19 protein-coding genes and 1 tRNA gene are annotated in these 24,015 nt (G+C 60.7%); 12 read left to right on the top strand and 8 right to left on the bottom strand.

The annotated features are described in order from the left end of the window. The first annotated feature begins 9 nt into the window (after nucleotides 1–9). Nucleotides 10–1,356 carry an OprD family porin gene (locus BLS27_RS10845; protein WP_090344676.1) on the top strand — a complete coding sequence of 449 codons (1,347 nt, stop codon included), beginning with the start codon at nucleotides 10–12 and terminating at the stop codon, nucleotides 1,354–1,356. Between the two features lie 15 nt (nucleotides 1,357–1,371). Here BLS27_RS10845 and BLS27_RS10840 read toward each other — a convergent pair whose 3' ends face one another. The 6 genes from BLS27_RS10840 to csiR all read right to left on the bottom strand — a co-directional run bounded on the left by BLS27_RS10840 (nucleotide 1,372) and on the right by csiR (nucleotide 7,289). Continuing rightward, the gene (locus BLS27_RS10840; RefSeq protein WP_043208966.1) at nucleotides 1,372–1,926 is read right to left on the bottom strand and encodes a helix-turn-helix domain-containing protein; all 555 of its coding nucleotides are present in this window, start codon (nucleotides 1,924–1,926) and stop codon (nucleotides 1,372–1,374) included. 149 nt (nucleotides 1,927–2,075) lie between these two features. Continuing rightward, nucleotides 2,076–3,434, bottom strand: coding sequence for an aspartate aminotransferase family protein (locus tag BLS27_RS10835; RefSeq protein ID WP_090344674.1), 1,359 nt, complete (start codon nucleotides 3,432–3,434; stop codon nucleotides 2,076–2,078). Nucleotides 3,435–3,504: 70 nt separating this feature from the next. Then, nucleotides 3,505–4,278: a gamma-glutamyl-gamma-aminobutyrate hydrolase family protein gene (locus BLS27_RS10830; protein WP_043208971.1), complete on the bottom strand. Its 774-nt coding sequence runs from the start codon at nucleotides 4,276–4,278 to the stop codon at nucleotides 3,505–3,507. Between the two features lie 78 nt (nucleotides 4,279–4,356). Continuing rightward, complete coding sequence (locus tag BLS27_RS10825; protein ID WP_090344672.1) at nucleotides 4,357–5,703, bottom strand: glutamine synthetase family protein; 1,347 nt, start codon at nucleotides 5,701–5,703, stop codon at nucleotides 4,357–4,359. A gap of 28 nt (nucleotides 5,704–5,731) precedes the next feature. Beyond that, nucleotides 5,732–6,286: a helix-turn-helix domain-containing protein gene (locus tag BLS27_RS10820; protein ID WP_043208973.1), complete on the bottom strand. Its 555-nt coding sequence runs from the start codon at nucleotides 6,284–6,286 to the stop codon at nucleotides 5,732–5,734. 310 nt (nucleotides 6,287–6,596) lie between these two features. Further along, nucleotides 6,597–7,289 carry a DNA-binding transcriptional regulator CsiR gene (gene csiR / locus BLS27_RS10815; protein WP_090344670.1) on the bottom strand — a complete coding sequence of 231 codons (693 nt, stop codon included), beginning with the start codon at nucleotides 7,287–7,289 and terminating at the stop codon, nucleotides 6,597–6,599. A gap of 180 nt (nucleotides 7,290–7,469) precedes the next feature. Between csiR and glaH the strand changes: the two genes are divergently transcribed. From glaH to BLS27_RS10775, 8 genes are all read left to right on the top strand, one after another. Further along, nucleotides 7,470–8,456, top strand: a complete 987-nt coding sequence (gene glaH, locus BLS27_RS10810; RefSeq protein ID WP_043208977.1) for a glutarate dioxygenase GlaH — start codon at nucleotides 7,470–7,472, stop codon at nucleotides 8,454–8,456. Between the two features lie 55 nt (nucleotides 8,457–8,511). Continuing rightward, nucleotides 8,512–9,753 carry an L-2-hydroxyglutarate oxidase gene (gene lhgO, locus BLS27_RS10805; RefSeq protein WP_090344668.1) on the top strand — a complete coding sequence of 414 codons (1,242 nt, stop codon included), beginning with the start codon at nucleotides 8,512–8,514 and terminating at the stop codon, nucleotides 9,751–9,753. Nucleotides 9,754–10,136: 383 nt separating this feature from the next. Further along, entirely contained in the window at nucleotides 10,137–11,669 is a 1,533-nt protein-coding gene (locus tag BLS27_RS10800) for a sensor domain-containing diguanylate cyclase (protein WP_043208981.1), read from the top strand. Nucleotides 11,670–11,676: 7 nt separating this feature from the next. Then, a complete protein-coding gene (locus tag BLS27_RS10795) occupies nucleotides 11,677–12,930 on the top strand; it encodes an arsenic transporter (protein ID WP_090344665.1) in 1,254 nt (417 codons plus the stop codon). A 206-nt stretch (nucleotides 12,931–13,136) separates the two neighbouring features. After that, nucleotides 13,137–14,858, top strand: coding sequence for a copper resistance system multicopper oxidase (locus BLS27_RS10790; protein WP_090344662.1), 1,722 nt, complete (start codon nucleotides 13,137–13,139; stop codon nucleotides 14,856–14,858). Nucleotides 14,859–14,872: 14 nt separating this feature from the next. Further along, nucleotides 14,873–15,265 carry a hypothetical protein gene (locus BLS27_RS10785; protein WP_437343461.1) on the top strand — a complete coding sequence of 131 codons (393 nt, stop codon included), beginning with the start codon at nucleotides 14,873–14,875 and terminating at the stop codon, nucleotides 15,263–15,265. After that, nucleotides 15,255–16,199, top strand: coding sequence for a copper resistance protein B (locus BLS27_RS10780; RefSeq protein WP_090344654.1), 945 nt, complete (start codon nucleotides 15,255–15,257; stop codon nucleotides 16,197–16,199). Before BLS27_RS10785 ends, BLS27_RS10780 begins: the two co-directional genes overlap by 11 nt. A gap of 8 nt (nucleotides 16,200–16,207) precedes the next feature. Further along, nucleotides 16,208–16,939 (top strand): c-type cytochrome, encoded by a 732-nt coding sequence (locus BLS27_RS10775; RefSeq protein ID WP_090344651.1) that lies wholly within the window; start codon nucleotides 16,208–16,210, stop codon nucleotides 16,937–16,939. Nucleotides 16,940–16,989: 50 nt separating this feature from the next. Here BLS27_RS10775 and gbdR read toward each other — a convergent pair whose 3' ends face one another. Then, nucleotides 16,990–18,093 (bottom strand): choline metabolism transcriptional regulator GbdR, encoded by a 1,104-nt coding sequence (gene gbdR, locus BLS27_RS10770; RefSeq protein ID WP_043208990.1) that lies wholly within the window; start codon nucleotides 18,091–18,093, stop codon nucleotides 16,990–16,992. Nucleotides 18,094–18,836: 743 nt separating this feature from the next. Here gbdR and BLS27_RS10765 point away from each other — a divergent pair. Continuing rightward, nucleotides 18,837–20,579, top strand: coding sequence for a sensor domain-containing protein (locus tag BLS27_RS10765; protein WP_090344648.1), 1,743 nt, complete (start codon nucleotides 18,837–18,839; stop codon nucleotides 20,577–20,579). A gap of 189 nt (nucleotides 20,580–20,768) precedes the next feature. On the opposite strand, the gene BLS27_RS10760 is transcribed toward BLS27_RS10765, so the two are convergent. Beyond that, nucleotides 20,769–20,845, bottom strand: a tRNA-Val gene (locus BLS27_RS10760). A gap of 258 nt (nucleotides 20,846–21,103) precedes the next feature. Here BLS27_RS10760 and BLS27_RS10755 point away from each other — a divergent pair. Both BLS27_RS10755 and BLS27_RS10750 read left to right on the top strand, forming a co-directional pair. Beyond that, nucleotides 21,104–22,267 carry an aromatic ring-hydroxylating oxygenase subunit alpha gene (locus tag BLS27_RS10755; protein ID WP_090344645.1) on the top strand — a complete coding sequence of 388 codons (1,164 nt, stop codon included), beginning with the start codon at nucleotides 21,104–21,106 and terminating at the stop codon, nucleotides 22,265–22,267. Between the two features lie 18 nt (nucleotides 22,268–22,285). After that, on the top strand, nucleotides 22,286–23,947 hold the full coding sequence (locus BLS27_RS10750; RefSeq protein ID WP_043208993.1) for a choline dehydrogenase: 1,662 nt from the start codon (nucleotides 22,286–22,288) through the stop codon (nucleotides 23,945–23,947). Nucleotides 23,948–24,015: the final 68 nt, after the last annotated feature.

Genomic DNA, 24,015 nt, shown 5'->3' with positions numbered 1-24,015 from the left:
GTCACAGCGATGACCCTGTTCAATCGCATCGCCCTGCTGCTGCCGCTGGCAGGCGCCTCGTCTGCGGCAATGGCCGACGCCGCGCAATCGCACGCCGAAGGGTTCCTCGACGGCAGCACCTGGAGCGTGCTCAACCGCAGCGTGCTCGACCAGCGCGACTATCGCCATGGCTCCAGCAACAGCAGTGCCCGCAACGCCTTCAAGCCGCGCCGCGAACGCAGCGACCAGGCCGGAGAATGGGCCTACGGCCTGATGGGTAGTCTTCAGTCCGGTTTCACCCAAGGGCGAGTCGGTGTCGGCCTGGACGCGCACGCCTACCTCGGCGTGCAACTCGACAGCGGCGGCGGCCGCGCCGGCAAGGCGCGCTTGCTCGCGCTGGACAACGACGGCCATCCGAAAACGCAATACGGCCGTGGCGGTGCGGCGGTGAAACTGCGTTTCTCCAACACTGTGTTGTCGTATGGCGAACAACGGATCAAGACGCCCGTGTTCAGTTCATCCGACAGCCGCCTGCTGCCTGAGACCGCCACCGGGTGGTTTCTCGACAGTAAAGAGATCCCGACGCTCAGGCTGGTCGCAGGTCACTTCAACGAAAACACCGACCGCAATGCGTCGAGCCACGACCAAGGCTTCGTGGTGAACTACACCAATGCCCGTCAAGGCAACACGTTCGACCTGGCCGGCATGGTGTGGGCTCCCAATGCCCGGGTCAGCGCCAGCCTCTATACCTCGCGCTACGAAGACACCTGGAACCAGCACTACTTCGGCAGCACCTTGAGCCATGCTCTGGATGATCGACGCAGCCTGGGCCTGGACCTGAACCTGTACCGCACCACCAATACCGCAGACGCCTTGTCAGGCCGTATCGACAACACCACCTGGAGCCTGGTGTCCCGCTACAGCGACGGCCCGCATACGTTCAGCCTCGGCTGGCAACAGGTCGATGGAAGCACCCCGTTCGACTACGTGACCCGGGGTGCGATCTACCTCGGCAATGCGGTGCAGTTGTCCGACTTCAACGCACCGAACGAAAAATCCTGGCAGGCGCGGTATGACCTGGACCTGGGCCCCTACGGCGTGCCCGGCTTGGACCTGACGGCGTTGTATGTGCGCGGGTTCGATATCGACGGCACCCATGCCGACCCGGACGGCGGTTACGCCTACCTCGGCTACGGCAAAGGCGGCAAGCATTGGGAGCGGGACCTACAGGTGCGGTATGTGGTGCAGAGCGGCAATGCCAAGGGCATGGTGTTTTCGCTGCGGCACAACGTGCACCGGGGCAATGCCGCACAGGCAGAACTGGATGCCGACCAGATACGCCTGGCGGTGGAATATCCGATAGGAGGGAAGCTCTAGGCGCTGGACGAGCCCTCAGTTGAACACCCAGAGCACGCGGGTCGGCTTGTCCGTCAGGTTGGCATAACGGAAACGCGCGTGAGGTTGGAGCTGGAAACTGTCATTGGGGTGGAGCGTCACCGGGTCGCCGTCATCCAGCCAGACAGTCAGTTCGCCTTCGAGCACGAAACAGCCCTGCTCCGAACTGTCGTCCAGATACTCTTCCCCGCTCGAGGCCCCAGGTTCGAGGTGGCTGTCGAGCATCGAGAAACCACCGGCGATGGTGGGCGACACGAGCACATCGGTAATCCCCCCTCCCAGATGTAGCGTACGGCGCTCATCCGGTCGCGTGACCCAGTCGAGCGCGCGGGGTTTTTCCAGGCTATAGAAGTAGGCCGTCGAGACCCCCAGCGTCTCGCTGATCGCCGTCAGGTCCGCCACGGTTGGGCGTGACACGCCCCGCTCGACCTGGGATAGAAAGCCCACCGAACGACCGATGCGTTGCGCGAGTTCGCCCAGAGTCAAGCCCTTGAACTTGCGCAGATCGCGAATGAGTATGGCGAGCCCTTCAATTTCTTCGTGCACTTTCATCGTGTGGTCTTGGCGGTGGGAGCGATGGTGTCGACGGAGGGTATTGGAGTGGGCCGTGCAAGGCAAGATCAAGGATCGAAGGGGACGGACTGGGCGGGCACGATGCCTGAAGAGCACCTCGGCAGGGAGCCTGCCGAGGTGCCGCAGGCTTACTGGACAGCCTGGTAAGTCAGGTCCAGGCACTTGCGGGCCTTTTCCACCAGCTCGTCGATCTCTTGGGTGCTGATCACCAGAGGTGGTGCGATGATCATGGTGTCGCCCACGGCGCGCATGATCAGGCCATTGTCGAAGCAGTGCTGGCGGCAGATCATGCCGATGCCCTTGCCTTCGTAGCGGGCCCGTGTGGCCTTGTCCTTGACCAGCTCGATCGCGCCGAGCATGCCCAGGCCACGCACTTCACCCACCAGCGGGTGATCGGCCAGTTCACGCAGACGTTTTTGCAAGTACGGTGCAGTGACGTCACGCACCTGCTCGATGATCTTCTCGTCGCGCAGGATACGCAGGTTTTCCAGGCCCACCGCCGCTGCCACCGGGTGGCCGGAATAGGTAAAGCCATGGTTGAAGTCGCCGCCTTCGCTGATCACTTTGGCCACGTCGTCCCGCACGATCACACCGCCCATGGGGATGTAGCCGGAGGTCAGGCCCTTGGCGATAGTCATCAGGTCGGGCTTGAGGTCGTAGTAGTCGGTGCCGAACCACTGACCGGTACGGCCAAAGCCACAGATCACTTCGTCAGCCACGAACAGGATGTCGTACTTGGCCAGGATCTGCTTGATCTTCGGCCAGTAGGTCTGCGGCGCAATGATCACGCCGCCTGCGCCCTGGATCGGCTCGGCGATGAAGGCGGCGACATTGTCCTCGCCTACTTCCAGGATCTTCTTCTCCAGTTGTTCAGCCGCCCACACGCCGAACTCGGCCTCGGACATGTCGCCGCCTTCACCGAACCAGTACGGCTGGGGGATATGCACGATATCCGGCAGCGAACCGCCCTGCTGGTGCATGCCGCTCATGCCGCCCAGGCCGGCACCCGCCACGGTGGAGCCGTGGTAGCCGTTGATGCGGCCGATGATGACCTTCTTGTCCTTCTTGCCCTTGATCGCCCAGTAATGGCGAACCATGCGCAGCACGGTGTCGTTGCCTTCGGAGCCGGAGCCGGTGAAGAACACATGGTTCATGCCCTGCGGGGCCACATCGGCGATTGCCTTGGCCAGCTCCAGCGCCGGCGGGTGCGCGGTCTGGAAGAACAGGTTGTAGTACGGCAGTTCTTTCATCTGCCGGGCAGCCACGTCGGCCAGTTCGTCACGACCGTAGCCGACGGCCACGCACCACAGGCCCGCCATGCCGTCGAGGATCTTGTGGCCTTCGCTGTCCCAAAGATAAACGCCCTTGGCCGAGGTGATGATGCGCGGGCCTTTCTCGGCCAGTTGCTTGACGTCGCTGAACGGCGCCAGATGATGGTCTCGGCTCATGGCTTGCCAGGCAAGCGTCTGGGAATTCTTTTCACTCATTTATTACTCTCCTTAACGAGGCGCAGCCGGGCTGCGTAATAACATTCAACGTTTCAATAGCGTTCACGGCTCAGGCGGTTTTCAACATCAACTGACGCAATACCGAGCGTTGCCGGCAGGCTTTGCCAAAGGTCTGGAAGATCGTCAGGTAATGCGGGTTTTCAAGTACCCGGAACTCCGGATGCCACTGAACGGCCAGGGCAAAGCTCTTGCTGCCTTCAACCGAGATCGCTTCCACAAGCCCATCCGGTGCCAACGCCTCCACTCTCAGCCCCGGCGCCAGCACATCGATGCCCTGGCCATGGATGGAGTTGACGTCGATGACCGCGGGCAAGCCCATACGGTCCATCAGGCCGCCTGGCTGGATATGCATTGCGTGGCGCGGGCCATACTGCTGGTCCACAGGCTCGTCCTTGCCTTCGCGGTGATCCATGAACAGACCGGTCTCATGGACCTTCTGGTGCAGGGTGCCCCCGAGCGCCACATTCATTTCCTGGAAACCCCGGCAGATGCCGAGCACCGGCACACCAGCGGCGATGGCCGCACGCATCAGCGGCAACGTCGTGGCATCGCGCAACGGATCGTGATGGGTGCCCGGCTCACTGGCCGGGCCGTTGTAGTGGAATGGTTCGATGTTGGACGGCGAGCCGGTGAAGATCAGCCCATCCACTGTGTCGACGATGTCGGCGGTATCCATCAGTTCACCGAGACTGGGAATCACGATGGGCAAGCCACACGCCGCCTTGGCCGCGGCGCGCGCATACTTCTCACTGATCGTCTGGGTCGCATGCTGTTCAATCATGCGAGTGCATGCAGTGATGCCGATAACGGGCACGCGTGGCATATCATCCTCCGGCAAATCAATATTGCGAGTTATTCAAACTGATTAAGAAAGTGGGGCGCAGTTGGGTGAAACGGATGCTCACAAGAACCAGCGATATTCACGCGCGTTGATGGCGTTCATGAAATCCAGTTGTTCCTGGCGTTTGTTTTCGCAATAGACCATCACGAACTCACTGCCCAGCCCCTCGTTGACCACCGGATGGTTGCGCATCGCAGCCACCGCGCTCAGGGCATCCTTGGGGAAATCGATACCGCTCGTGCGATCGTCATTGAGCGGTGCGATGGGCTCCACGCCGCGATCAAGGCCATGCTCCATGCCAGTGAGAATGGCCGCCAGCACCAGGTACGGGTTGGCATCGGCGCCGGCCAGGCGGTGTTCGATGCGCAGGTTGCGTGGATCGGACTCGGGAATGCGAATGCACGCATCCCGGTCCTCGAAGCCCCAGCTGGCCACACTCGCGGCGTTGACCATGGCGCCGTAGCGGCGGTAGGCGTTGTGATTAGGGGCGAAGATCGGCATGCAGTGGGGCAGCAGCTCCAGGCAACCGGCGACGGCATGGCGCAGGTTGCGTTGTCCGTAACCGGCCAACAGGTTGTTGCCGGCCTCATCGTAGAGACTGACATGCACATGCATGCCGCTGCCCGGTGCGTCCAGGTAAGGTTTGCTCATGAAGCTGGCGCGATAGCCATGTTTCATGGCGACACCGCGCGTACTGCGGCAGAACAAGGCTGACCAGTCCGCCGCGCTCAGCGCGTCGTCACTGTGGGAGAAGTTGATCTCGAACTGGCCAGGGCCCAGTTCCGCGGTGATGACGTTCGCCGGCACACCCTGCTCGTTGGCGACATCCACCATCTCATGCAGCACGGACGAGAACCGCGACAGCCGTTCGATGTGCATGTTCGGCTGGTCGTCCTGGTCGCCGGTAGCGACATCGCGTGGGTACTGCGGCAGGCCGTCCTTGAGCGCGCGGTCGAACAGGTAGAACTCAAGCTCAAAGGCAACCACCGGACGAATGCCACGACTGGCCAGACGTCGCAGCACCCGGGCCAGCACTTCGCGGGGCTCGAACTCGATGGGCTTGGCGGTGCCATCGGAGGTGATCATCATCTGGGCGATCGCCTCCTTTTCCCAGCGCACCGGTTTCAGGGTGCCAGGCACCAGGCGCCGCGGTGCATCCGGGTCACCATCGGCAAAGCAATAGTCGCCAATTTTGTAGAGGCCGCCCTGGGTCCCCAGCAACACACAGTTCTGCGGCAACTTCAAAGGCGCGCCTGCAGCCACTTTCTCCAGCATGTCCATGGGGTAGCGCTTGCCATAAAAATGCCCGGGAATATCCAGCGCAATCAGGTCGACGTAACGCACGTCTGGGTGTTGGGCGCGAAAAGCGCGCACTTCAGTCAGCAGATCCGGAAAGATGACACTCATCTTCTTGTCCTTGTGAGGTGAAACGAATTCAGTTGAAGACCCAGAGCACGCGGGTGAGCCTGTCCGTGAGGTTGGCGTAACGCAAACGCGCATGAGGTTGCAGCTGGAAGCTGTCGTTGGCGTGCAGCGTCACGGCATCGCCGTCGTCCAGCCAGACCGTCAGTTCGCCTTCGAGCACAAAGCAGCCCTGCTCCGAACGATCGCTCAGGTGCTCGGGGCCACTGCTCGCACCAGGCTCGAGGCGGCTGTCGAGCATCGAGAAGGCGCCCGAGATCGTCGGTGAGGCCAGCACATCGGTGATACCCGAACCGAAGTACAACGTGCGCCGCTCATGAGGGCGGGTCACCCAGCTGACGGCGCGGGGCTTGCTCAGGTTGTAGAAATACGCGGTCGAGACGCCGAGTGTTTCGCTGATGGCGGTGAGGTCGGCCACGGTCGGGCGCGAAACACCCCGTTCAACTTGGGAAAGAAAACCAACCGAACGGTCGATGCGTTCAGCCAGCTCGCCCAGCGTCAGATTCTTGAACTTGCGCAGGTCATGAATGAGGATCGCCAAGGCTTCAACTTCTTCGTCCATCTTCATCGCTCAGAGGCAGCCGTGAAATTATTGGATTTATTTTTCATGAAAAAATACATGAAAAATTTCACGCGTCAAGCCAGGCGCAGCAAACGGCTGCCACCCATAGCCAGGGATTCAGATGAGGTCGGGGGACGTCAGGCGCGCGGCCATCGTAGGCTTCGCCAGCGCCTACAACAGAGGACCAAGCTTTCGCCGGGGAGACTGAGGCCAGCTCCTATCCAGTGAGGCGGTTTTACACTGGGGGCGCTGCGCCAGGGTTCGTGGACGCTGGCGCAGCCTGCGATCGAGTGCGAAGCACTCGCCTGCTGTTTGGCTACAAGATGTCGGATTCGCGTTCGATGATCTGCGTGATGATCGGCACCGGCGTCATCAAATGCTCCAGCATCATCTTGCTGGCCTTGGCGGCATCGCGCCCCAGGATGGTACTGACCAGTTCGGCGTGCTCTTCGCGCTTGAGCCGCAACGCCGCTTCGGACAACACCGTGCGCTTGAGCCAGATCTGCCGGTAGCGTTCGGCCTGATCCTGCAGGAAGGCACGCGCCTGCAGGAGGCTCTTGGAGCCGCAACCACTGGCAATGGCATTGTGGAAGGCTTTGTGCCGGGCATCCCAGATATCGACCATTTCCTGCGGACTGTGCAACTCGACCACCTTCGACAGTGTGTGCGAACACGCCACGATGGACGCCTCCCAGGCTTCATCGCCCTTCTCTACCGCCAACCCCACGATCAAGGCCTCCAGGTGAGCCCGGGCGGTGTAGACATCGAGCATCTCGTCCAACGACATCGGTGCCACCCGGTAGCCCTTCTGGTTGATCGCGCTGACCAACCGCTCCGCCACAAGCCGCGCCAACACCTCGCGCATCGGCCCCACACCGACGGCGTAACGGTCTTTCAAGGCGCTCATCAAGAGTTTTTCACCGGGGCGGAAGACGCCACGGAGAATGTCGGATTTCAAGCGCGAATAGGCAGCATCTGATGTGGTTTCAGCGAGGTCTGTGTGGTCCATCCAGAGGGCTCTCTTGCTAGGCGCACCTATCATACCGGACTCCGTTCAGACACGCAGATCGTGTACAAAACACAATAATTACGACGATATTTAAAAATGTAGACATTTTTTAATTTCGGCGATATTTTTGCCCCACGACCTGACCCGTCCTCTCAACCGCCCGGTTAACAAGGAGTCGCCATGAACGCCCTCACCCACATCGATATGCCTGTCCTCGAGCAACCTGCCCTGCTGCACGGTTTCACCTTGCAGTCGACCTCCCAGTCCGAGCGCCTGTTGGAACTGCGCTTTGCCAAGGAGACCGTCGACGCCTTCGTCGCCGCGGTCGCCCAATGGCCGGTCCAGGCCTTGGAGTACAAATCGTTCCTGCGTTTCCAGTTCGGCAAGATCCTCGATGACCTGTGCCAGGGCACTTTGCGCCCGGTCATCGTCAACACCCTGCTCGATCGCAGCACTGGCGGCCTGCTGGTCACCCCTGAGGGCCTGGACAACGTCTCCCAGGCTGAAGACATGGTGAAACTCTCTACCGCTGTGGCCCATCTGCTGGGCCGATCGAATTTCGATGCCATGAGCGGCCAGTTCTACGCGCGCTTCGTGGTCGAGAACGTCGATAACTCCGACAGCTACCTGCGCCAGCCACACCGGGTGATGGAGCTGCACAACGACGGCACCTTCGTGAACCAGATCACCGACTATGTACTGATGATGAAAATCGACGAGCAGAACATGGAAGGCGGCAATTCCCTGTTGCTGCACCTGGACGACTGGGCTGACCTGGACCGTTTCTACAAGCACCCGCTCGCCCGTCGGGTGATGCGCTGGACCGCGCCACCGAGCAAGAACACCCGGGAGGATGTATTCCATGCCGTGTTCGATACCGACTCGGTGGGTCGCCCGACCATGCGCTACATCGACCAGTTCGTGCAGCCAGAGAACTACGAGGAAGGCACCTGGCTGTTCCAGTTGGGCGAGTCACTCGAAGGCAGTGCGCACAAGGTGTCGATTCCGGTTCCGGTCGGCTCGTTCCTGCTGATCAACAACCTGTTCTGGCTGCACGGCCGTGACCGCTTCGTCGCTCACCCGGGCCTGCGCCGCGAGTTGATGCGTCAGCGCGGCTACTTCAGCTTCCCGAAAATGGAACACCACCGGGGCCAGACCTCCAACTGATGCTCAGCATGGCCTCGGCACCTGTGGGCCGGGGCCATCTGCAAGGAACAGACTCATGTACGATTTCGTGATCATCGGCGGCGGTATCGTCGGCATGTCGACAGCGATGCAGCTGGCTGACCAGTACCCCGAGGCGCGCCTGCTGCTGCTCGAGAAAGAGAGCAGCCCAGCCCAGCACCAGACCGGCCACAACAGTGGTGTGATCCATGCGGGTGTCTACTACACGCCCGGCAGCCTGAAAGCAAAGTTCTGCCTTGAAGGCAACAAGGCCACCAAACGCTTCTGCGATGAGCACGCCATCCCCTACGACAACTGCGGAAAACTGCTCGTCGCCACCAACGAGCTGGAGATGCAGCGTATGCGCGCCCTGTGGGAGCGCACTGCGGCCAATGGCCTGGAGCGTCACTGGCTGTCGGCCGGCGAACTTCGCGAACGCGAGCCCAACATCGTCGGCCTGGGCGGGATCTTCGTGCCCTCCAGCGCCATCGTGAACTACGCTGCGGTGACCGCTCAGATGGCCAAGCAGTTCGAGAAAAAAGGCGGCACCCTGCAGTTCGATACCGAAGTCACCGGGCTGGTCGAACAGGCAGACTCGATCGTCGTCCAGACCGACCGGGGCACTTACACGACCCGCTACCTGGTGTCGTGCTCGGGCCTGATGGCTGACCGAGTCGTACGCATGCTCGGTGTCGAGCCAGGTTTTACCATCTGCCCGTTCCGTGGCGAGTATTACCTGCTGCCACCGGAGCACAACCGGATCGTCAATCACCTGATCTACCCGATCCCGGACCCGTCCATGCCGTTCCTGGGTGTACACCTGACCCGGATGATCGATGGCACCGTCACCGTCGGGCCGAATGCAGTGCTGGCCATGAAGCGCGAGGGCTATCGCAAATCCGATGTCTCCCTGAGCGACCTGGGCAACATGCTGGGGCACCGTGGTATCCGCAAAGTGCTCAAGGACAATCTTCGCCCAGGGCTGATCGAGATGAAGAACTCGCTGTTCAAGGGGGCCTACCTCAAGACCGTGCAAAAGTACTGCCCGAGCCTCGAGAAGAAACACCTCAAGCCCTACCCGGCCGGCGTGCGCGCCCAGGCGGTGTCCAATGACGGGAAGCTCATCGATGACTTCCTGTTCGTCAACACCGCCCGTAGCGTCAACGTCTGCAATGCGCCTTCCCCGGCGGCCACCTCAGCCATTCCGATCGGGGCCTACATAGTGTCCAAGGTCCAGGAAATCGTCGGCGATGAATTCAAGAAAACGTCCGTGCCGGCACTTCAGGCCCAAGCCGTCTGAACATAGGCTGTTGCCTTCGCAAGGTGGTGCGACCTTCCACTGGCTGGCAAGGCTGACCCAGGGCCACCAGCTCGAGCTGCTCGCCCTGGCCAGTCTATTGATCGCCGTTTTCATGCTTTGATCCCCGCCGGGCTGCCTGCTGGAAGCAATGATTCAGCAGGCAGTCATCTGACGTATTCTTCATAATATCTGTCAGACACTCCGACATAAGCAGTGTTATATTTCGCCAATTGGACCACCTGGTTACTTCTTGACCGCTAGGTTAGCCACCCGTGGCAGTGTCAGTCTGCTTGATGTGTGGCACAGGGCCGGGAGTGCCCGTTGCGAATCCCCCACGCATTCGCGACCCGCAAGAGAAATCGGAATTCCCATCAGGTATCTATGTGAAGCGTGACATCCACCTCGTCGTTCTGCTGCTGTCGATCATCGGTTGTTCGCTCGCATCGTTGACACTGTGGAAGGTCATGGCCTCTCGCGAGCGGGCACTGGAAGACATCAATACCCACGCCTTGAACCTCACCCAGGCACTGTCCACCTATTCTGAGGGCATCGTGCGACAGAGCTCGCTGCTGTTGCTCGGCCTCATCGAGCGGCTGGAAACCGAAGGCAGCGGGCCTTCGCAGATCGAACGCCTGAGCCAGCTGGTGAGCCGTCAGCACCCGTTGATGCCGCAGTTGAGCGGCATCACCATCTATGACAAGGATGGCCGCGGGCTCATGTCCTCCAACAGCCCCATGCCCGTCGGTGCCAACAGCAGCGACCGCGCCTACTTCATCCATCACCGCGACGATCCTTCCCGCGAGCCGTTCATCGGCCTTCCTATCCGCAGCCGCACCAACCAGGAATGGGTCATCACCATCAGCCGCCGCTTCAACGACGCCCATGGCGATTTCGCCGGCGTCGTTGCCGTGACGCTGGGCGTGGAGAACTTCCTGCACCTGTTCGGACAGCTGGATGTGGGCCAGGACGGCGCCATCGGGCTGTCGTACACCGACGGGGCGATACTGGTGCGTTACCCGTTTCGTGAACAGGACATGGGACGCAACTTCTCCAAATCGCCCATCTATGCCAAGTACCTCGTCGATCAGTCAGTGGGCACGGCCTCGTTCACCTCCAGCCTGGACGGCGTGGAGCGCCTGTATGCATTTCGCAAGAGCGACACCCTCCCCCTGGTGACAACCGTCGCCCTGGGCAAACGCGAGGCGCTCGCGGCCTGGCGCTTCGAGGCGCAACTGTCGGCGTTGGTGGTCTGCGGTCTGCTCGCCCTCACCGGCGCCATCGGCTGGCTGCTGATTCGCGCCATGGGCCGACGGATCGCCGCAGAGCGTGAACTCAGAGAGACCCAACAACAGTTGCTCGACAGCAATCAACAGCTCGAACGCCAGGCGATGCTCGATGCTCTGACCGGACTCGCCAACCGACGCCGCTTCGACGAGGTGCTGGACGAGGAGATTCGAAGAGCCCGTCGAAGTGGGACGCCATTGTCCCTGCTGATGATCGATATCGACCACTTCAAACGCTACAACGACACCTACGGCCATCCGGCCGGCGATGCCTGCCTGCAGCGAATCGCCGGCCTGCTCACCGGCTGCATCCGTCGCCCGTGCGACCTGCTGGCACGTTACGGAGGCGAAGAAATGACAGTGGTCCTGCCCGACACCGACTGCGACGGTGCCGTCGTCGTGGCGCGGCTGATGCTGGAGTGCCTGGCCATGGCGTCCATCGCCCACCAAGGCAGCCCTTTTGGCCAGGTGACCGCCAGTATCGGCATCGCCTGCGCGGCCGGTGCCTCCCTCGACAGCAGCCAATCGCTGCTCGAACGCGCCGACCAGGCGCTCTATACCGCCAAGCAGGCGGGCCGCAATCGCCTGCATGTCGCCACGACGACCGGCATTTCCTTACCCGCTGGATCCTGAATCGAGCATGACACTCTCCAACCCCTCACTCTTCATCTGGACCGTGGCCGCCCTGGCCACCTGTGGCGTCATCCTGCGTCCCTGGCGCATCCCTGAATACGTCTGGGCCATGGGAGGCGCGCTGCTGCTGACAGGCCTGGGGCTGATTCCATTGCACCGTGCCATGGCCGCTATCGCCGAAGGCGGTGATGTCTATCTGTTTCTCATCGGCATGATGGTATTGGCCGAACTGGCACGACAGGAAGGTTTGTTCGACTGGCTCGCCCGGTACGCGGTGGGCCACGCCCGTGGCTCCGGGCAGCGGTTGTTCGACTTGGTGTTCCTGGTAGGCACGCTGGTTACCGTGTTCCTCTCCAACGATGCGACTGCCGTGGTGCTGACCCCGGCGGTCTACGCCGCCTGCCGGGCGGCCAAGGCCGAACCGCTGCCGTACCTGTTCATCTGCGCGTTCATCGCCAACGCCGCCAGCTTCGTGTTACCGATTTCCAACCCCGCCAACCTGGTCGTATTCGGCAGCCAGATGCCGCCGCTGCTGGAATGGCTCAGGCAGTTCACTTTGCCGTCGCTGGCGGCCATCGGCCTGACCTACGCGGTCCTGCGGATCACCCAGCGTCGGCAGATTAGCCAACCCTTGGCCTTGGAAATCGACCCGCAGCCCTTGTCTCAAGGGGCCAGGCTGAGCGCCGTGGGGATTGTGCTGACCGGTACCCTGTTGCTGACGGCGTCGGCACTGGACATGCCCTTGGGCCTGCCCACCTTTTGCGCAGGTCTGGCCACCACCGGGCTGATCCACCTGCGTCAGCGACGTAGCCCGATGCCGGTGCTCAGGCACGTGGCCTGGGGCGTGCTGCCGCTGGTGGCAGGTTTGTTCGTGCTCGTCGAAGCCGTGGCCCAGACCGGCGTCATCGACCGGCTGGCTCAGGCCCTGGCGGCACGGGCCCAGGTCTCGCCCACCCAGGCCAGCTGGGCCGCAGGCGTGGGTGTCGCCCTTGCCAGCAACCTGATGAACAACCTGCCCACCGGGCTGATCGCCGGGGCCATGGGGCATCTGGTCGAGTTACCCGGACAGACGACGGCCGCACTGCTGATTGGTGTAGACCTGGGCCCTAACCTGTCGATCACAGGCTCCCTGGCGACCTTGCTATGGCTGGTGGCAATCCGTCGCGAAGGCGAGCATGTCAGTGCCTGGCGCTTCCTGCGCCTGGGCTTGCTGGTGATGCCGCCAGCGCTGACTGCTGCATTGTTGGCATTGATGCTCTGAGCGCAAAACCAGGGCACTTAGCTCGACCTTGAGCAAGATCCTGATGCTGCCCGCCAACACCTGACAGATCTGTAATGTTGCACTCAGTTTTCTGACAGCGCTGCCTGCCTATCGTAAGCCTGGAAAGTGCGAGTGCTCTCGGGACCAAGGACGCTGACCCGATAGCCCGTACATCAGCCACTATATGACTGACTGGACGCAACGGCATGCAAAGCAAAACCACAAGACGATCCTTCGTCAAAGGCCTGGCCGCGACCGGACTACTGGGTGGATTGGGCATGTGGCGCACACCGGTCTGGGCCGTGACCAGCCCCGGCCAACCCAGCGTGCTGACGGGCACCGAGTTCGATCTGTATATCGCAGACCTGCCGGTCAACTTCACCGGCGCCGCGCGTACGGCCATGGCCATCAACGGCTCGCTGCCAGGCCCCATTCTCCGCTGGCGCGAGGGCGACACTGTCACGCTGCGTGTGCGCAACCGCTTGAAGCAGGACACCTCCATCCATTGGCACGGCATTATCCTTCCGGCGAACATGGACGGGGTGCCTGGGCTGAGCTTTCACGGCATCGCCCCCGACGGGATGTACGAGTACAAGTTCAAGGTCCAGCAGAACGGTACCTACTGGTACCACAGTCACTCTGGCCTTCAGGAACAGGTCGGGGTGTATGGCGCGCTGGTCATCGATGCCAAGGAGCCCGAGCCATTCACCTATGATCGCGATTACGTGGTCATGCTCAGCGACTGGACCGATGAGGATCCTGCCCGGGTTCTGTCCAAGCTCAAGAAACAGTCCGACTACTACAACTTCCACAAGCGCACCGTTGGCGACTTCGTCGACGATGTCAGCGAAATGGGCTGGTCGGCGGCCATGGCCGATCGCAAGATGTGGGCCCAGATGAAGATGAGCCCCACCGACCTCGCCGACGTCAGTGGCTATACCTACACCTATCTGATGAATGGCCAGGCCCCTGATGGAAACTGGACCGGCCTTTTCAAACCCGGCGAGAAAATTCGGCTGCGCTTCATCAACGGCTCGGCCATGACTTATTTCGATGTGCGGATCCCCGGCTTGAAGATGACTGTCGTCGCAGCGGATGGTCAGCACGTCGATCCCGTCTCGGTCGATGAATTCCGAATCGCCGTGGCGGAAACCTACGATGTCATCGTCGAGCCCGAGGACGCGCAGGCGTACACCATTTTCGCTCAGTCCATGGACCGTACCGGGTATTCCAGGGGCACCTTGGCAGTAAGCGAAGGCCTGCAGGCGCCCGTCCCCGCGGTCGATCCACGCCCGCTCATCTCGATGAGCGACATGGGTATGGATCACGGCAGCATGACTGGCATGGACCACAGCCAGATGGCCGGGATGGATCACGGCAGCATGGCTGGCATGGACGGTGCCATGCAGACCCATCCTGCGTCGGAAACCAACAACCCTCTGGTCGACATGCAGACCATGACCCCGACGCCCAAGCTCAATGATCCTGGAATTGGCCTGCGCAAAAACGGCCGCCGTGTGCTGACCTACGCGGACCTGCGAAGCACCTTCGCTGACCCGGACGGCCGTGAGCCGGGGCGGACCGTGGAACTGCACCTGACCGGTCACATGGAAAAGTTCGCCTGGTCTTTCGACGGCATCAAGTTCTCCGATGCCGAGCCGCTGCGCCTGAAGTATGGCGAGCGTCTTCGCATCACGCTGGTCAACGACACCATGATGACTCACCCCATCCACCTGCATGGCATGTGGAGCGATCTGGAGGATGAACACGGCAACTTCATGGTCCGAAAACATACGATCGATATCCCCCCAGGCTCCAAACGAAGCTACCGCGTGACGGCGGATGCCTTGGGTCGTTGGGCCTATCACTGCCACCTGCTGTTCCACATGGAAATGGGCATGTTCCGAGAAGTTCGTGTGGACGAATGAACTGGAGATCTGAAATGAGCAAAACCATGAAACGAAACGCCTATGTCTTCTCTGCCGCATTGGCAGGCCTGCTGGCGGTCTACACGCCGTCCTCGTGGTCCAGCGATGATCATGAGCAACACGTTCAGAAATCTACCCAGGCTGCCGGCCAGCCCGATGCCATGAAGGGGATGGACCATGGCTCGATGAAAGGCATGGATCACAGCAAGATGAAAGGCATGGACCATGACGCGATGAAGGGCATGGATCACGGCAAGATGAAGGGCATGGACCATGACGCGATGAAGGGCATGGATCACGGCAAGATGAAAGGCATGGACCATGACGCGATGAAGGGCATGGATCACCGCAAGATGATGGAATCCCAGGGCGGCGACAAAGCCAAGGCAGGGAAAGATGACCAATAGGCGGGTGCGACCCTCGCTCATGGCATTGGCCATTTCCCTCGGCACACTGGGCGGGACGCCGAGCTTCGCGGCTGAAAAAATGGAGCACTCGTCGATGGACCACGGCGCCATGCAGGGCATGGACCACGGCAAGATGGGTCATGGCAGCATGGAGGGGATGGACCACGGTGCCATGGATCATTCAATGATGAACCCTGGCACCGACGACGCCCCCCGAACGACCAGTCGAACGCCCATTCCGATCCTCACGGACGCCGATCGCAAGGCCGCGTTTCCCCCGCTGGACGGTCACAAGATGCATGACAGCGCGATCAACAGCTTCTTCTTGCTCGATCAGCTGGAATATCAGGACGCGGACGAAGGCAGTGCGCTGGCCTGGGATGCCTCGGGATGGGTGGGGGGCGATATCAATCGGTTGTGGATCCGCTCCGAAGGCGAACGGACCAACGGGGTGACCGAGGATGCCGAGTTGCAATTGCTCTATGGCCGCGCCATCGGCCCTTGGTGGGACGTGGTGGCCGGGGTTCGCCAGGACTTCAAGCCCGAATCACCGCAGACCTGGGCAGCGTTTGGTGTGCAGGGCATGGCGCTTTACGACTTCGAAGCCGAAGCCACTGCGTTTATTGGCGAGAATGGTCAGACAGCCGCGCGTCTTGAGGGCGAGTACGACATTCTGTTGACCAATCGCCTGATCCTGCAGCCCATCGCCGAGGCCAACTTCTATGGCAAGAACGATCCTGCGCGCGGCGTCGGTTCGGGCCTTGCCAACACCGAAGTCGGCCTGCGTCTTCGTTATGAAATCGTTCGTCAATTCGCGCCGTACATCGGCGTTACCTGGAGCCGTTCCTACGGCAAGACCGCTGACCTGATTCGCGACGAAGACGGGGATGTGGAAGAGGCGCGCTTCGTTGCCGGGATTCGGATGTGGTTCTGAGACCTTGAATGAAAAGAACAATGACAACGCTCGTGGTCGCAGGCGCGGTAGCGAGTGCCGCCGTGTTGGGCGCCGCCTACTCGGGCCTGGTCAACGTGGGGGCCGATGATCCCCACTTCCCCGCCGTGCATGCCTTCCTGGTCATGGCCCGGGAGCGCTCCATCGAAGTGCGCGCCAGGGATATCGAGGTGCCGAACCTCAAGGATGAAGCACTGATCCGCACGGGAGCGGGCAACTACAACGCCATGTGCGTCGGGTGCCACCTCGCCCCTGGGGTTGACCAGACCGAACTCAGCCAAGCGCTCTACCCCCCGCCTCCGAACCTGGCCAAGATCGGGACCGGTGATCATCCCGCCGTGGCGTTCTGGACCATCAAGCATGGCATCAAGGCCACAGGCATGCCGGCATGGGGCAAGAGCATGGGGGATCAGTACATCTGGGGGATCGTCGCCTTCCTCGATCGACTGCCCCAGATGGACGCTCAGCAGTATCAGGCGATGGTGGCGAGCAGTGGCGGCCACCAGCACAGCGGTGGTGAGAGTGCGATGCACAGCGCTGGAGGCCACCATGGTCAGGGTACGGAGCAATCGAAGGCGCATCATCCACCCTCCGACTCAGCACACAGCTCAGGTCACCACGATGGGCATGGCGGGGCCGAAACGGACGTTGCCCAGCCCGCCACACCTTCGCCAACGACGCATGTCCACCGAGATGGAAAAGAGCACACCCACGGAAACTGAAGGGTCACTGGCGGGAGGGGTCGCTGTGCCCCTACCCGTTTTGCGCAGGGTTAAAGTTTTAACTTCACGCTCGCGAAAGTCGACTCGCTTTGTGCTTGGTCGAGCGAACTTTTAGTGGTGTCGTCTGGCCCCTTTGTCTCGTCGTCATCCAGCAGCAGCTTTTGCGAAGTATTGGAGGTAGCTCTTTCGTTTTTCGGTGGCGCGCCGAAGTATTCCCGGTAGCACTTGGAAAAGTGCGGCGTGGAGACAAAGCCCACCACGGAAGCCACCTCGATGATCGACATGTGCGTTTGCTTGAGTAATTGACGCGCCCGGACAAGACGCAACCGCAGATAATAACGAGAGGGGGTACAGTTCAGGTTTTTCTGAAACAATCGTTCAAGTTGGCGCCGTGAAATATTCACATATTTGGCCAGCTCATCCAGATCAATCAACTCCTCCAGATTGGCCTCCATCAGCGCGACGATTTCCTGCAACTTCGGCTGATTGGTGCCGAGCATATGCTTGAGCGGCACACGCTGATGGTCCTGCTCATTACGAATACGCTCATACACGAACATTTCTGAAATGGCCGCCGAGAGTTCTCGACCGTGCTCGCGACTGATCAGGTGCAGCATCATGTCCAAGGGGGCTGTGCCTCCCGAACTGGTGAAGCGGTTGCGATCCAGGCTGAACAAGCGGGTACTCATGTTTACCCGCGGAAAGGCTTCCTGCATCGCGCCCAGGCACTCCCAATGCACGCTGCAATCGAAACCGTCGAGCAACCCGGCGCAGGCAAGCGCCCAACTGCCGGTGCATACCCCGCCCAAGCGCCGCGACTTGCGCGCCTGGGCCTGTAGCCAAGTGATATGTTCACGGGTGACGGTGCGTTGAATGCCGACGCCACCGCAGACAATCACGGTATCCATCGGCGGCGCGTTGTGCATGGCGGCGTCGGGGACAATCTGCAAGCCATCGCTGGCCCAGACTTGGCCACCATCGACGGTCAGGGTGTGCCAACGGTAGAGCTCGCGTCCAGAAAGCTGGTTGGCCATGCGCAGCGGTTCGACGGCGGACGCCAGGGAGATCAGCGTGAAACTGTCCAGCAAAAGAAAGCCGATGGACTGGGGAGGAAAGCCGTTTTGAGCAGGCTTTCCGTCCTTTTGCGACGACATACAGATACCTCTTCGACATGCAGGCGAGCACCCATCAAGGGCTACTTTTAATAATTCTCGAAATAATCGATATATTAAAATTTGTTTTTTTAGTTATTTGAAAATTGCAACGTTAATCCTGCGGTCGCAAAGACGCCGTGTTTTTTGAACCGTCGTTCAACAATACCACTTAGCACGCTAACTTGTTTTAGCCCCAACGGGGTGCGAGCCGTCAATGTGAAAGCAGCTTTCGCTTGGGAAGCGACACGATTTAGCTCTCACACATTCGCCGTATTGGCCTGATGAGACATGCATTGTTCGACTAATTATTCTTACTTTACTAGAGGGTCAATGTACGTGCTGGGTTTAAAGGGTACGTAATCTGTTTACGTCATTTTTTTGCCCATGTGCGACCTGCCGGTGCAGGCTGGTGGGGCCGATTTCGCATCGATCACCCAAGGTACCGCCCATCAGGCAAGTGCACCCCTTCCCGCTTATAAAGAAGGCCATTGGCCTTTATCCATGCAGCCTATCGCATGTGACTTTGCCCGGACCGGCCCGCTGCAGCTGTACGGCCACGATCGATAAAAATATTGCCCGCCAGCGAAAGATTTCCTCTCTGCAGCAAAAACTCACTCTCTAAAAAGCTTAATAATCATGTGGTTTTAGCCATTACTGAAACACGTTTTCAGTGCACGAACCCCTACTGCGCAACACCAAAATTGCAGCGTCCTGACCGTGGACCGAAAGGAATTTGAAGCGCAATGCAACGCTTGAAAACTGATCTGTGCAACATTGACCTCTCCATGTTTGAAGTATTCACCGACGCTTCGATGCATACCGTGGTAATCATTAATGAACGGGGTATCGTCCAAGCGGTCAGCCGCTCGGTCCAACAAGACTTTGGCTATGGGCAAGAAGAACTCATTGGGCGAAACGTGTCGTGCTTGATGCCTACGGATTATGCAAAAGCCCATGACGGCTATTTGGCCAATTATTCCAAGACCGGGAATCGAACGATAATTGGCGTAGGTCGTGAAGTCGTGGGGCAGCGCAAGGACGGCTCGCAGTTCCCCATGTACCTGAATGTCAGTGAATTTCAATTCGACGGGCGTAAGGCTTTTGTCGGCATCTGCTATGACATCAGCGAGCGGCGCCGGTTATCGGAGCGCATCATCCAACTGGCTGCGCATGACAGCCTCACCGGCTGCCTCAATCGCCATCAACTGATCAAAACCCTGGACAACGCGCTAGTGCAATGCCGGATACAACACGAGCAATTTGCCGTGTTGTATATCGACCTGGATGGTTTCAAGCAGATCAACGACAACTACAGCCACACCATCGGCGATAAAGTGCTGACACAAGTCGCAGAGCGCTTTCGTGCCAGCCTTCGCGAAAACGACAGTTTGGGACGGATTGGCGGCGATGAGTTCATCGCACTCATCACCTCGAGTGACGAGCTCACGCTGCAAGCAGTCTCCCATCGCCTGTTGCATAGCTTGGAAGACCCCTTCCTGATCAATGACATGCCGCTAAGAGTCTCCGCCAGTATCGGCATAAGTTTGTATCCCCAACATGGAGAAACCAGCGATGCATTGGTCAGCGCTGCGGACATCGCCATGTATCAGGCAAAGTCCAGTGACCGCATGCAGACATGCCTGTTCGACCAAGAGATGCGAAAAAAATCAGAGTACGTTTTCCAACTCTCGACGCGTTTGCGCGAGGCCATCCAGAAAGAAGAATTCGAGCTGCATTACCAATTGCAGTTCGACCTGCAAAGCCGAGCCCCTTGCGGACTGGAAGCCTTGATACGTTGGCGTGACCACAGCGGCACGCTCATTGCGCCGAATGAGTTCCTACCCATCGCGCAAACCTATGGGCTGATGCCAGAGCTGACGCGGTGGGTACTGGATAAAGCCTGCCAAGACAATGCCCGACTGATCGAAGAGGGTGTGTTGGATGTCCCCGTCGCAGTGAACATCAGTGCCAGTTCATTTTGCAGTTACGACTTCGTGCAAACGGTGACCAACCTTTGCGATGCAGCCCGCCTGCCCACCAACCGCCTGGAAATCGAAATCATCGAAGATGTCGCCATGCACAATCTGGAGTTGGTGACCGAGCACGCACGCGCGCTGAATCACGCTGGGATTTCACTGTCCATGGACGACTTCGGAACCGGCTACTCGTCACTGAGTCGTCTGCGCGGCTTGCACTTTCATAAATTGAAAATCGATCGGTCTTTTGTAAAGGAACTTTCTGATAATACCTCCGACCAAGCCATCGTCCGTGCGATCTTGGGGATTGCCCATGCGCTGGATATGCAGGTGGTGGCCGAAGGTATCGAAACGCAGGCACAACTTGAGTGGCTTCGCGACAAAGGCTGCGAACAAGGCCAAGGCTTCTGGCTCGCCCATCCCTTGCCACTGGGGGCGTTGATCGAGTGGTTACAAAGCCAACCTCGTCACACCATGCCCTGCAGCCAGGCGCCTAGAAAGGTGCACTGAACACTTTCAGCGGACCTGTCGCTGTCACGGGACAGGTCCAGGCCTACTTCGAGATGAACACGCGCCTAATTCCAACCTGTATGTGTGAAGTGGCCCTTCTTAGGCGGGGTTTGCAACAACTTTGCAAACGAAAAAAGGGCGACCCTTGCGGATCGCCCTTTTCGTGCCCGGAAACCCGGGGCTTTTGTTTGGTAGGCACAATTGGACTCGAACCAACGACCCCCACCATGTCAAGGTGGTGCTCTAACCAACTGAGCTATGTGCCTGTCGTGTGGCGCGCATATTAAGGGGGCGCCCCCCAGCTGTAAAGCGCTTTTTTCAAAAAAATCAAAAACTTTGCCAACGGTGCCAGGCCAGGGGCGAAGACCGCGCCCCAAGGGCACGCTCCTATCGCCGTAGCACTCCCGCCAACACAGGCGAATGTTGTCGCTTTCCATCAAGAGCGCCTGTTGCCCCTCCCCTAGATTAACTTCCGAGCAAGCCCCTGACCGAACCCAAGGGGCAGTGTCTGGAGGAGACCAGCCATGCAATCCGTCGAACAGTTCAAGCACAGCACTTGCATTGCAGATTGGGCCGATCAGCGCCCGGAACAGGCGTTCACCCTGCCCTCGCGTTACTTCTTCGATGAGCAGATTTTCGCCGCCGAACGCGACCGCATCTTCATGAGCGCCTGGCACCTGGCCGGACATCGCAACGAGTTCGCAGAGCCCGGGCAATTCGTGGTTTGCGACATCTTTGACCAGAGCGTGGTGGTGGCCTGTGGCAACGATGGCAAGATCAATGCCTTTCACAACGTCTGCCAGCACCGCGGCAATCGCTTGCTGGACGTGCGCCGGGGCAGCGACACCCGGGTGCTGCGCTGCGCCTATCACTCCTGGTGCTACGAAATGGACGGCAGCCTGCGCAGCGCACCACGTAGCGAACGGCTGATCGCCTTCGACAAGCAGCAGTTCAATATTCCCAAGGTCCGCGTCGAAGAGCTCGGTGGCTTCGTCTACTTCAACTTCGACGCCCAAGCCCCCTCGCTGGCCGAACTGTTCCCCGGCGCCGATGAAGAGATGCGAGCGGTGTTTCCCGAGCTGGGCAAGATGCGCCTGATCGAGGAGCAGGACGTGATCGTGCCGGCCAACTGGAAGGTGATCATGGACAACTCCATCGAGGGGTATCACTTCAAGCTGTCCGGCCCTTGCCATATCGACCTGGCCAAGCTGATCGACTTCAAAGGCTACCGCCTGACCAAGCGTGACAACTGGTGGACCTACATCGCCCCAGCCAACCTGCAGGCCGAGGAAGCCTACGGCGTGAAACTCAGCGGGCCGCGCAACCCCGACGAGCGCTTCTTCAACATTGGCCTATGGCCGAACAACACCTTTTATACCTTCCCGTTCTCCGAGTTCCTCGGCACCTTCATCATGATTCCGCTGGACGCCGAACGCTCGCTGCTGCGCTTTGGCTACTACAGCCCGCACGAACAGGTGCCGGCGGTTTCCCATGCCTGCATGAAATGGATGAACGAAGATCTGGGCCCGGAAGACATCGAGCTCAACATCAGTGTGCAGAAAGGCCTGCACTCGCTGGGCTACGACCAAGGCCGCTACATGATCGATGCCGAACGCAGCAACGAAAGCGAGCACCTGGTGCATCACTTCCACAAGCTGGTGTTCGACGGAATCGGCGAAGGCCGCTGACCGTTGAGGGAGAGCCTTATGCTCGGGCATGAATACGACTACGTGATCATCGGCGCAGGCTCGGCCGGCTGCGTGCTGGCCAAGCGCCTGGGCGAGAACCCGGCGCTGCGCATCCTGGTGCTGGAGTCCGGCCCGCCGGACGCCAGCTGGACCATCGACATGCCCTCGGCCGTGGGCATCGTGGTGGGCGGCACGCGTTTCAACTGGCGCTACAGCAGCGAACCGGAGCCGGGCCTGGACGGCCGGCGTATCGGCACGCCACGCGGGCGCACCTTGGGCGGTTCCTCGTCGATCAACGGCATGGTCTACATCCGCGGCCATGCCCGCGACTATGACGGCTGGGCCGAGCACGGCTGCGAGGGCTGGAGCTACCGCGAGGTGCTGCCGTACTTCATCCGTGCGCAAAACCACCGGGACGGCGCCGACCGCTACCGGGGCGGGGCCGGGCTGCTCCACGTCACCCCAGGCGATACGTCGTCACCGCTGTGCCAGGCCTTCATCGAAGCCGGACAGCAAGCCGGCTACGGCGCGAGCGGCGACCTCAATGGCTACCGCCAGGAAGGCTTCGGCCCGGTCGACCGCACCACCCGCGACGGCAAACGTTGGAGCACTGCTCGCGGCTACTTGGCCGAAGCGCTCCAAGGCGGCAACGTCACGGTCGCCACCTCGGCGCTGAGCCGCCGGATTCTGTTCGACGGCGACCAGGCCTACGGGGTGGAATTGGAAATGGACGGTGCCGTGCACCAGGTGCGCGTGCGCCGCGAAGTGCTGCTCAGCGCAGGCGCCATCAACTCGCCCCAACTGCTGATGCTCTCCGGCGTCGGCCCTGCCGAGGACCTGCAGCGCCTGGGCATTCCCGTGGTGCGGGATCTGCCAGGGGTTGGCCAGCGGCTCAACGATCATCCCGACACCGTGGTGCAGTACCGCTGCAAGCAGCCGGTGTCGATCTATCCCTGGACGCGGGCGCCAGGCAAATGGCTGATCGGCGCGCGCTGGTTCGCCAGCCACGATGGCCTGGCGGCGAGCAATCATTTCGAGGCCGGCGCCTTCATCCGTTCGCGGGCGGGCGTTGAGTTTCCCGACCTGCAACTGACCTTCATGCCCCTGGCGGTGCAACCGGGCAGCGTCGATCTGGTGCCGGAGCACGCGTTCCAGGTGCACATCGACCTAATGCGCCCCACCAGCCTGGGCAGTGTCAGCCTGACCAGCGCCGACCCGCACCAGGCGCCACGCATCCTGTTCAACTACCTCACCAGCGAACGCGACCGGGCCGACATGCGCGCCGGTGCCCGACTGGTGCGCGAGATCCTCGCGCAACCGGCGATGCGTGCCTATGCGGGCGATGAGCTGGTACCCGGTGCCGACCAAGTGAGCGATGCGCAGCTCGACGCCTGGGCGCGGCGCGTCACCGAGACCGGCTACCACGCCAGCGGCACGTGCAAGATGGGCCCGGCCGGCGATCCGGAGGCGGTGGTCGACCCGCAGTTGCGCGTGCATGGCCTGCGTGGTTTACGGGTGGTCGACGCCTCGATCATGCCGCAGATCGTCAGTGGCAACACCAACGCGCCCACGGTGATGATCGCCGAGAAGGCCAGTGACTTGATCCGCGGCCATGACCCGTTGCCGGCCAACGATGCCCCGGTGTGGATTCACCCGCACTGGCGCCAATGCCAGCGCTGAAGCGCGCTTGCCAAAGCCGACCCGCTGCGCTTGGATAGGCGCAGCGGGCCTTTTCTATGAACGAGGCG

Origin of the sequence: Pseudomonas guariconensis (assembly GCF_900102675.1) — a bacterium.
GTDB classification, from domain to species: domain Bacteria; phylum Pseudomonadota; class Gammaproteobacteria; order Pseudomonadales; family Pseudomonadaceae; genus Aquipseudomonas; species Aquipseudomonas guariconensis.
The sequence above is the reverse complement of the archived record's forward strand: the minus strand, read 5'-3'. Positions and strand labels throughout refer to the sequence as shown.

Bases quoted from the DNA above. Each gene is read 5' to 3' on its own strand.
- BLS27_RS10755 (WP_090344645.1), top strand. From the start codon at position 21,104: ATGCAATCCGTCGAACAGTTCAAGCACAGCACTTGCATTGCAGATTGG.
- BLS27_RS10775 (WP_090344651.1), top strand. From the start codon at position 16,208: ATGAAAAGAACAATGACAACGCTCGTGGTCGCAGGCGCGGTAGCGAGT.
- csiR (WP_090344670.1), bottom strand. From the start codon at position 7,289: ATGGACCACACAGACCTCGCTGAAACCACATCAGATGCTGCCTATTCG.
- BLS27_RS10845 (WP_090344676.1), top strand. From the start codon at position 10: ATGACCCTGTTCAATCGCATCGCCCTGCTGCTGCCGCTGGCAGGCGCC.
- BLS27_RS10790 (WP_090344662.1), top strand. From the start codon at position 13,137: ATGCAAAGCAAAACCACAAGACGATCCTTCGTCAAAGGCCTGGCCGCG.
- lhgO (WP_090344668.1), top strand. From the start codon at position 8,512: ATGTACGATTTCGTGATCATCGGCGGCGGTATCGTCGGCATGTCGACA.
- BLS27_RS10820 (WP_043208973.1), bottom strand. From the start codon at position 6,286: ATGAAGATGGACGAAGAAGTTGAAGCCTTGGCGATCCTCATTCATGAC.
- BLS27_RS10835 (WP_090344674.1), bottom strand. From the start codon at position 3,434: ATGAGTGAAAAGAATTCCCAGACGCTTGCCTGGCAAGCCATGAGCCGA.
- BLS27_RS10785 (WP_437343461.1), top strand. From the start codon at position 14,873: ATGAGCAAAACCATGAAACGAAACGCCTATGTCTTCTCTGCCGCATTG.
- gbdR (WP_043208990.1), bottom strand. From the start codon at position 18,093: ATGTCGTCGCAAAAGGACGGAAAGCCTGCTCAAAACGGCTTTCCTCCC.
- BLS27_RS10780 (WP_090344654.1), top strand. From the start codon at position 15,255: ATGACCAATAGGCGGGTGCGACCCTCGCTCATGGCATTGGCCATTTCC.
- BLS27_RS10830 (WP_043208971.1), bottom strand. From the start codon at position 4,278: ATGCCACGCGTGCCCGTTATCGGCATCACTGCATGCACTCGCATGATT.
- BLS27_RS10750 (WP_043208993.1), top strand. From the start codon at position 22,286: ATGCTCGGGCATGAATACGACTACGTGATCATCGGCGCAGGCTCGGCC.
- BLS27_RS10765 (WP_090344648.1), top strand. From the start codon at position 18,837: ATGCAACGCTTGAAAACTGATCTGTGCAACATTGACCTCTCCATGTTT.
- BLS27_RS10825 (WP_090344672.1), bottom strand. From the start codon at position 5,703: ATGAGTGTCATCTTTCCGGATCTGCTGACTGAAGTGCGCGCTTTTCGC.
- BLS27_RS10795 (WP_090344665.1), top strand. From the start codon at position 11,677: ATGACACTCTCCAACCCCTCACTCTTCATCTGGACCGTGGCCGCCCTG.
- glaH (WP_043208977.1), top strand. From the start codon at position 7,470: ATGAACGCCCTCACCCACATCGATATGCCTGTCCTCGAGCAACCTGCC.
- BLS27_RS10840 (WP_043208966.1), bottom strand. From the start codon at position 1,926: ATGAAAGTGCACGAAGAAATTGAAGGGCTCGCCATACTCATTCGCGAT.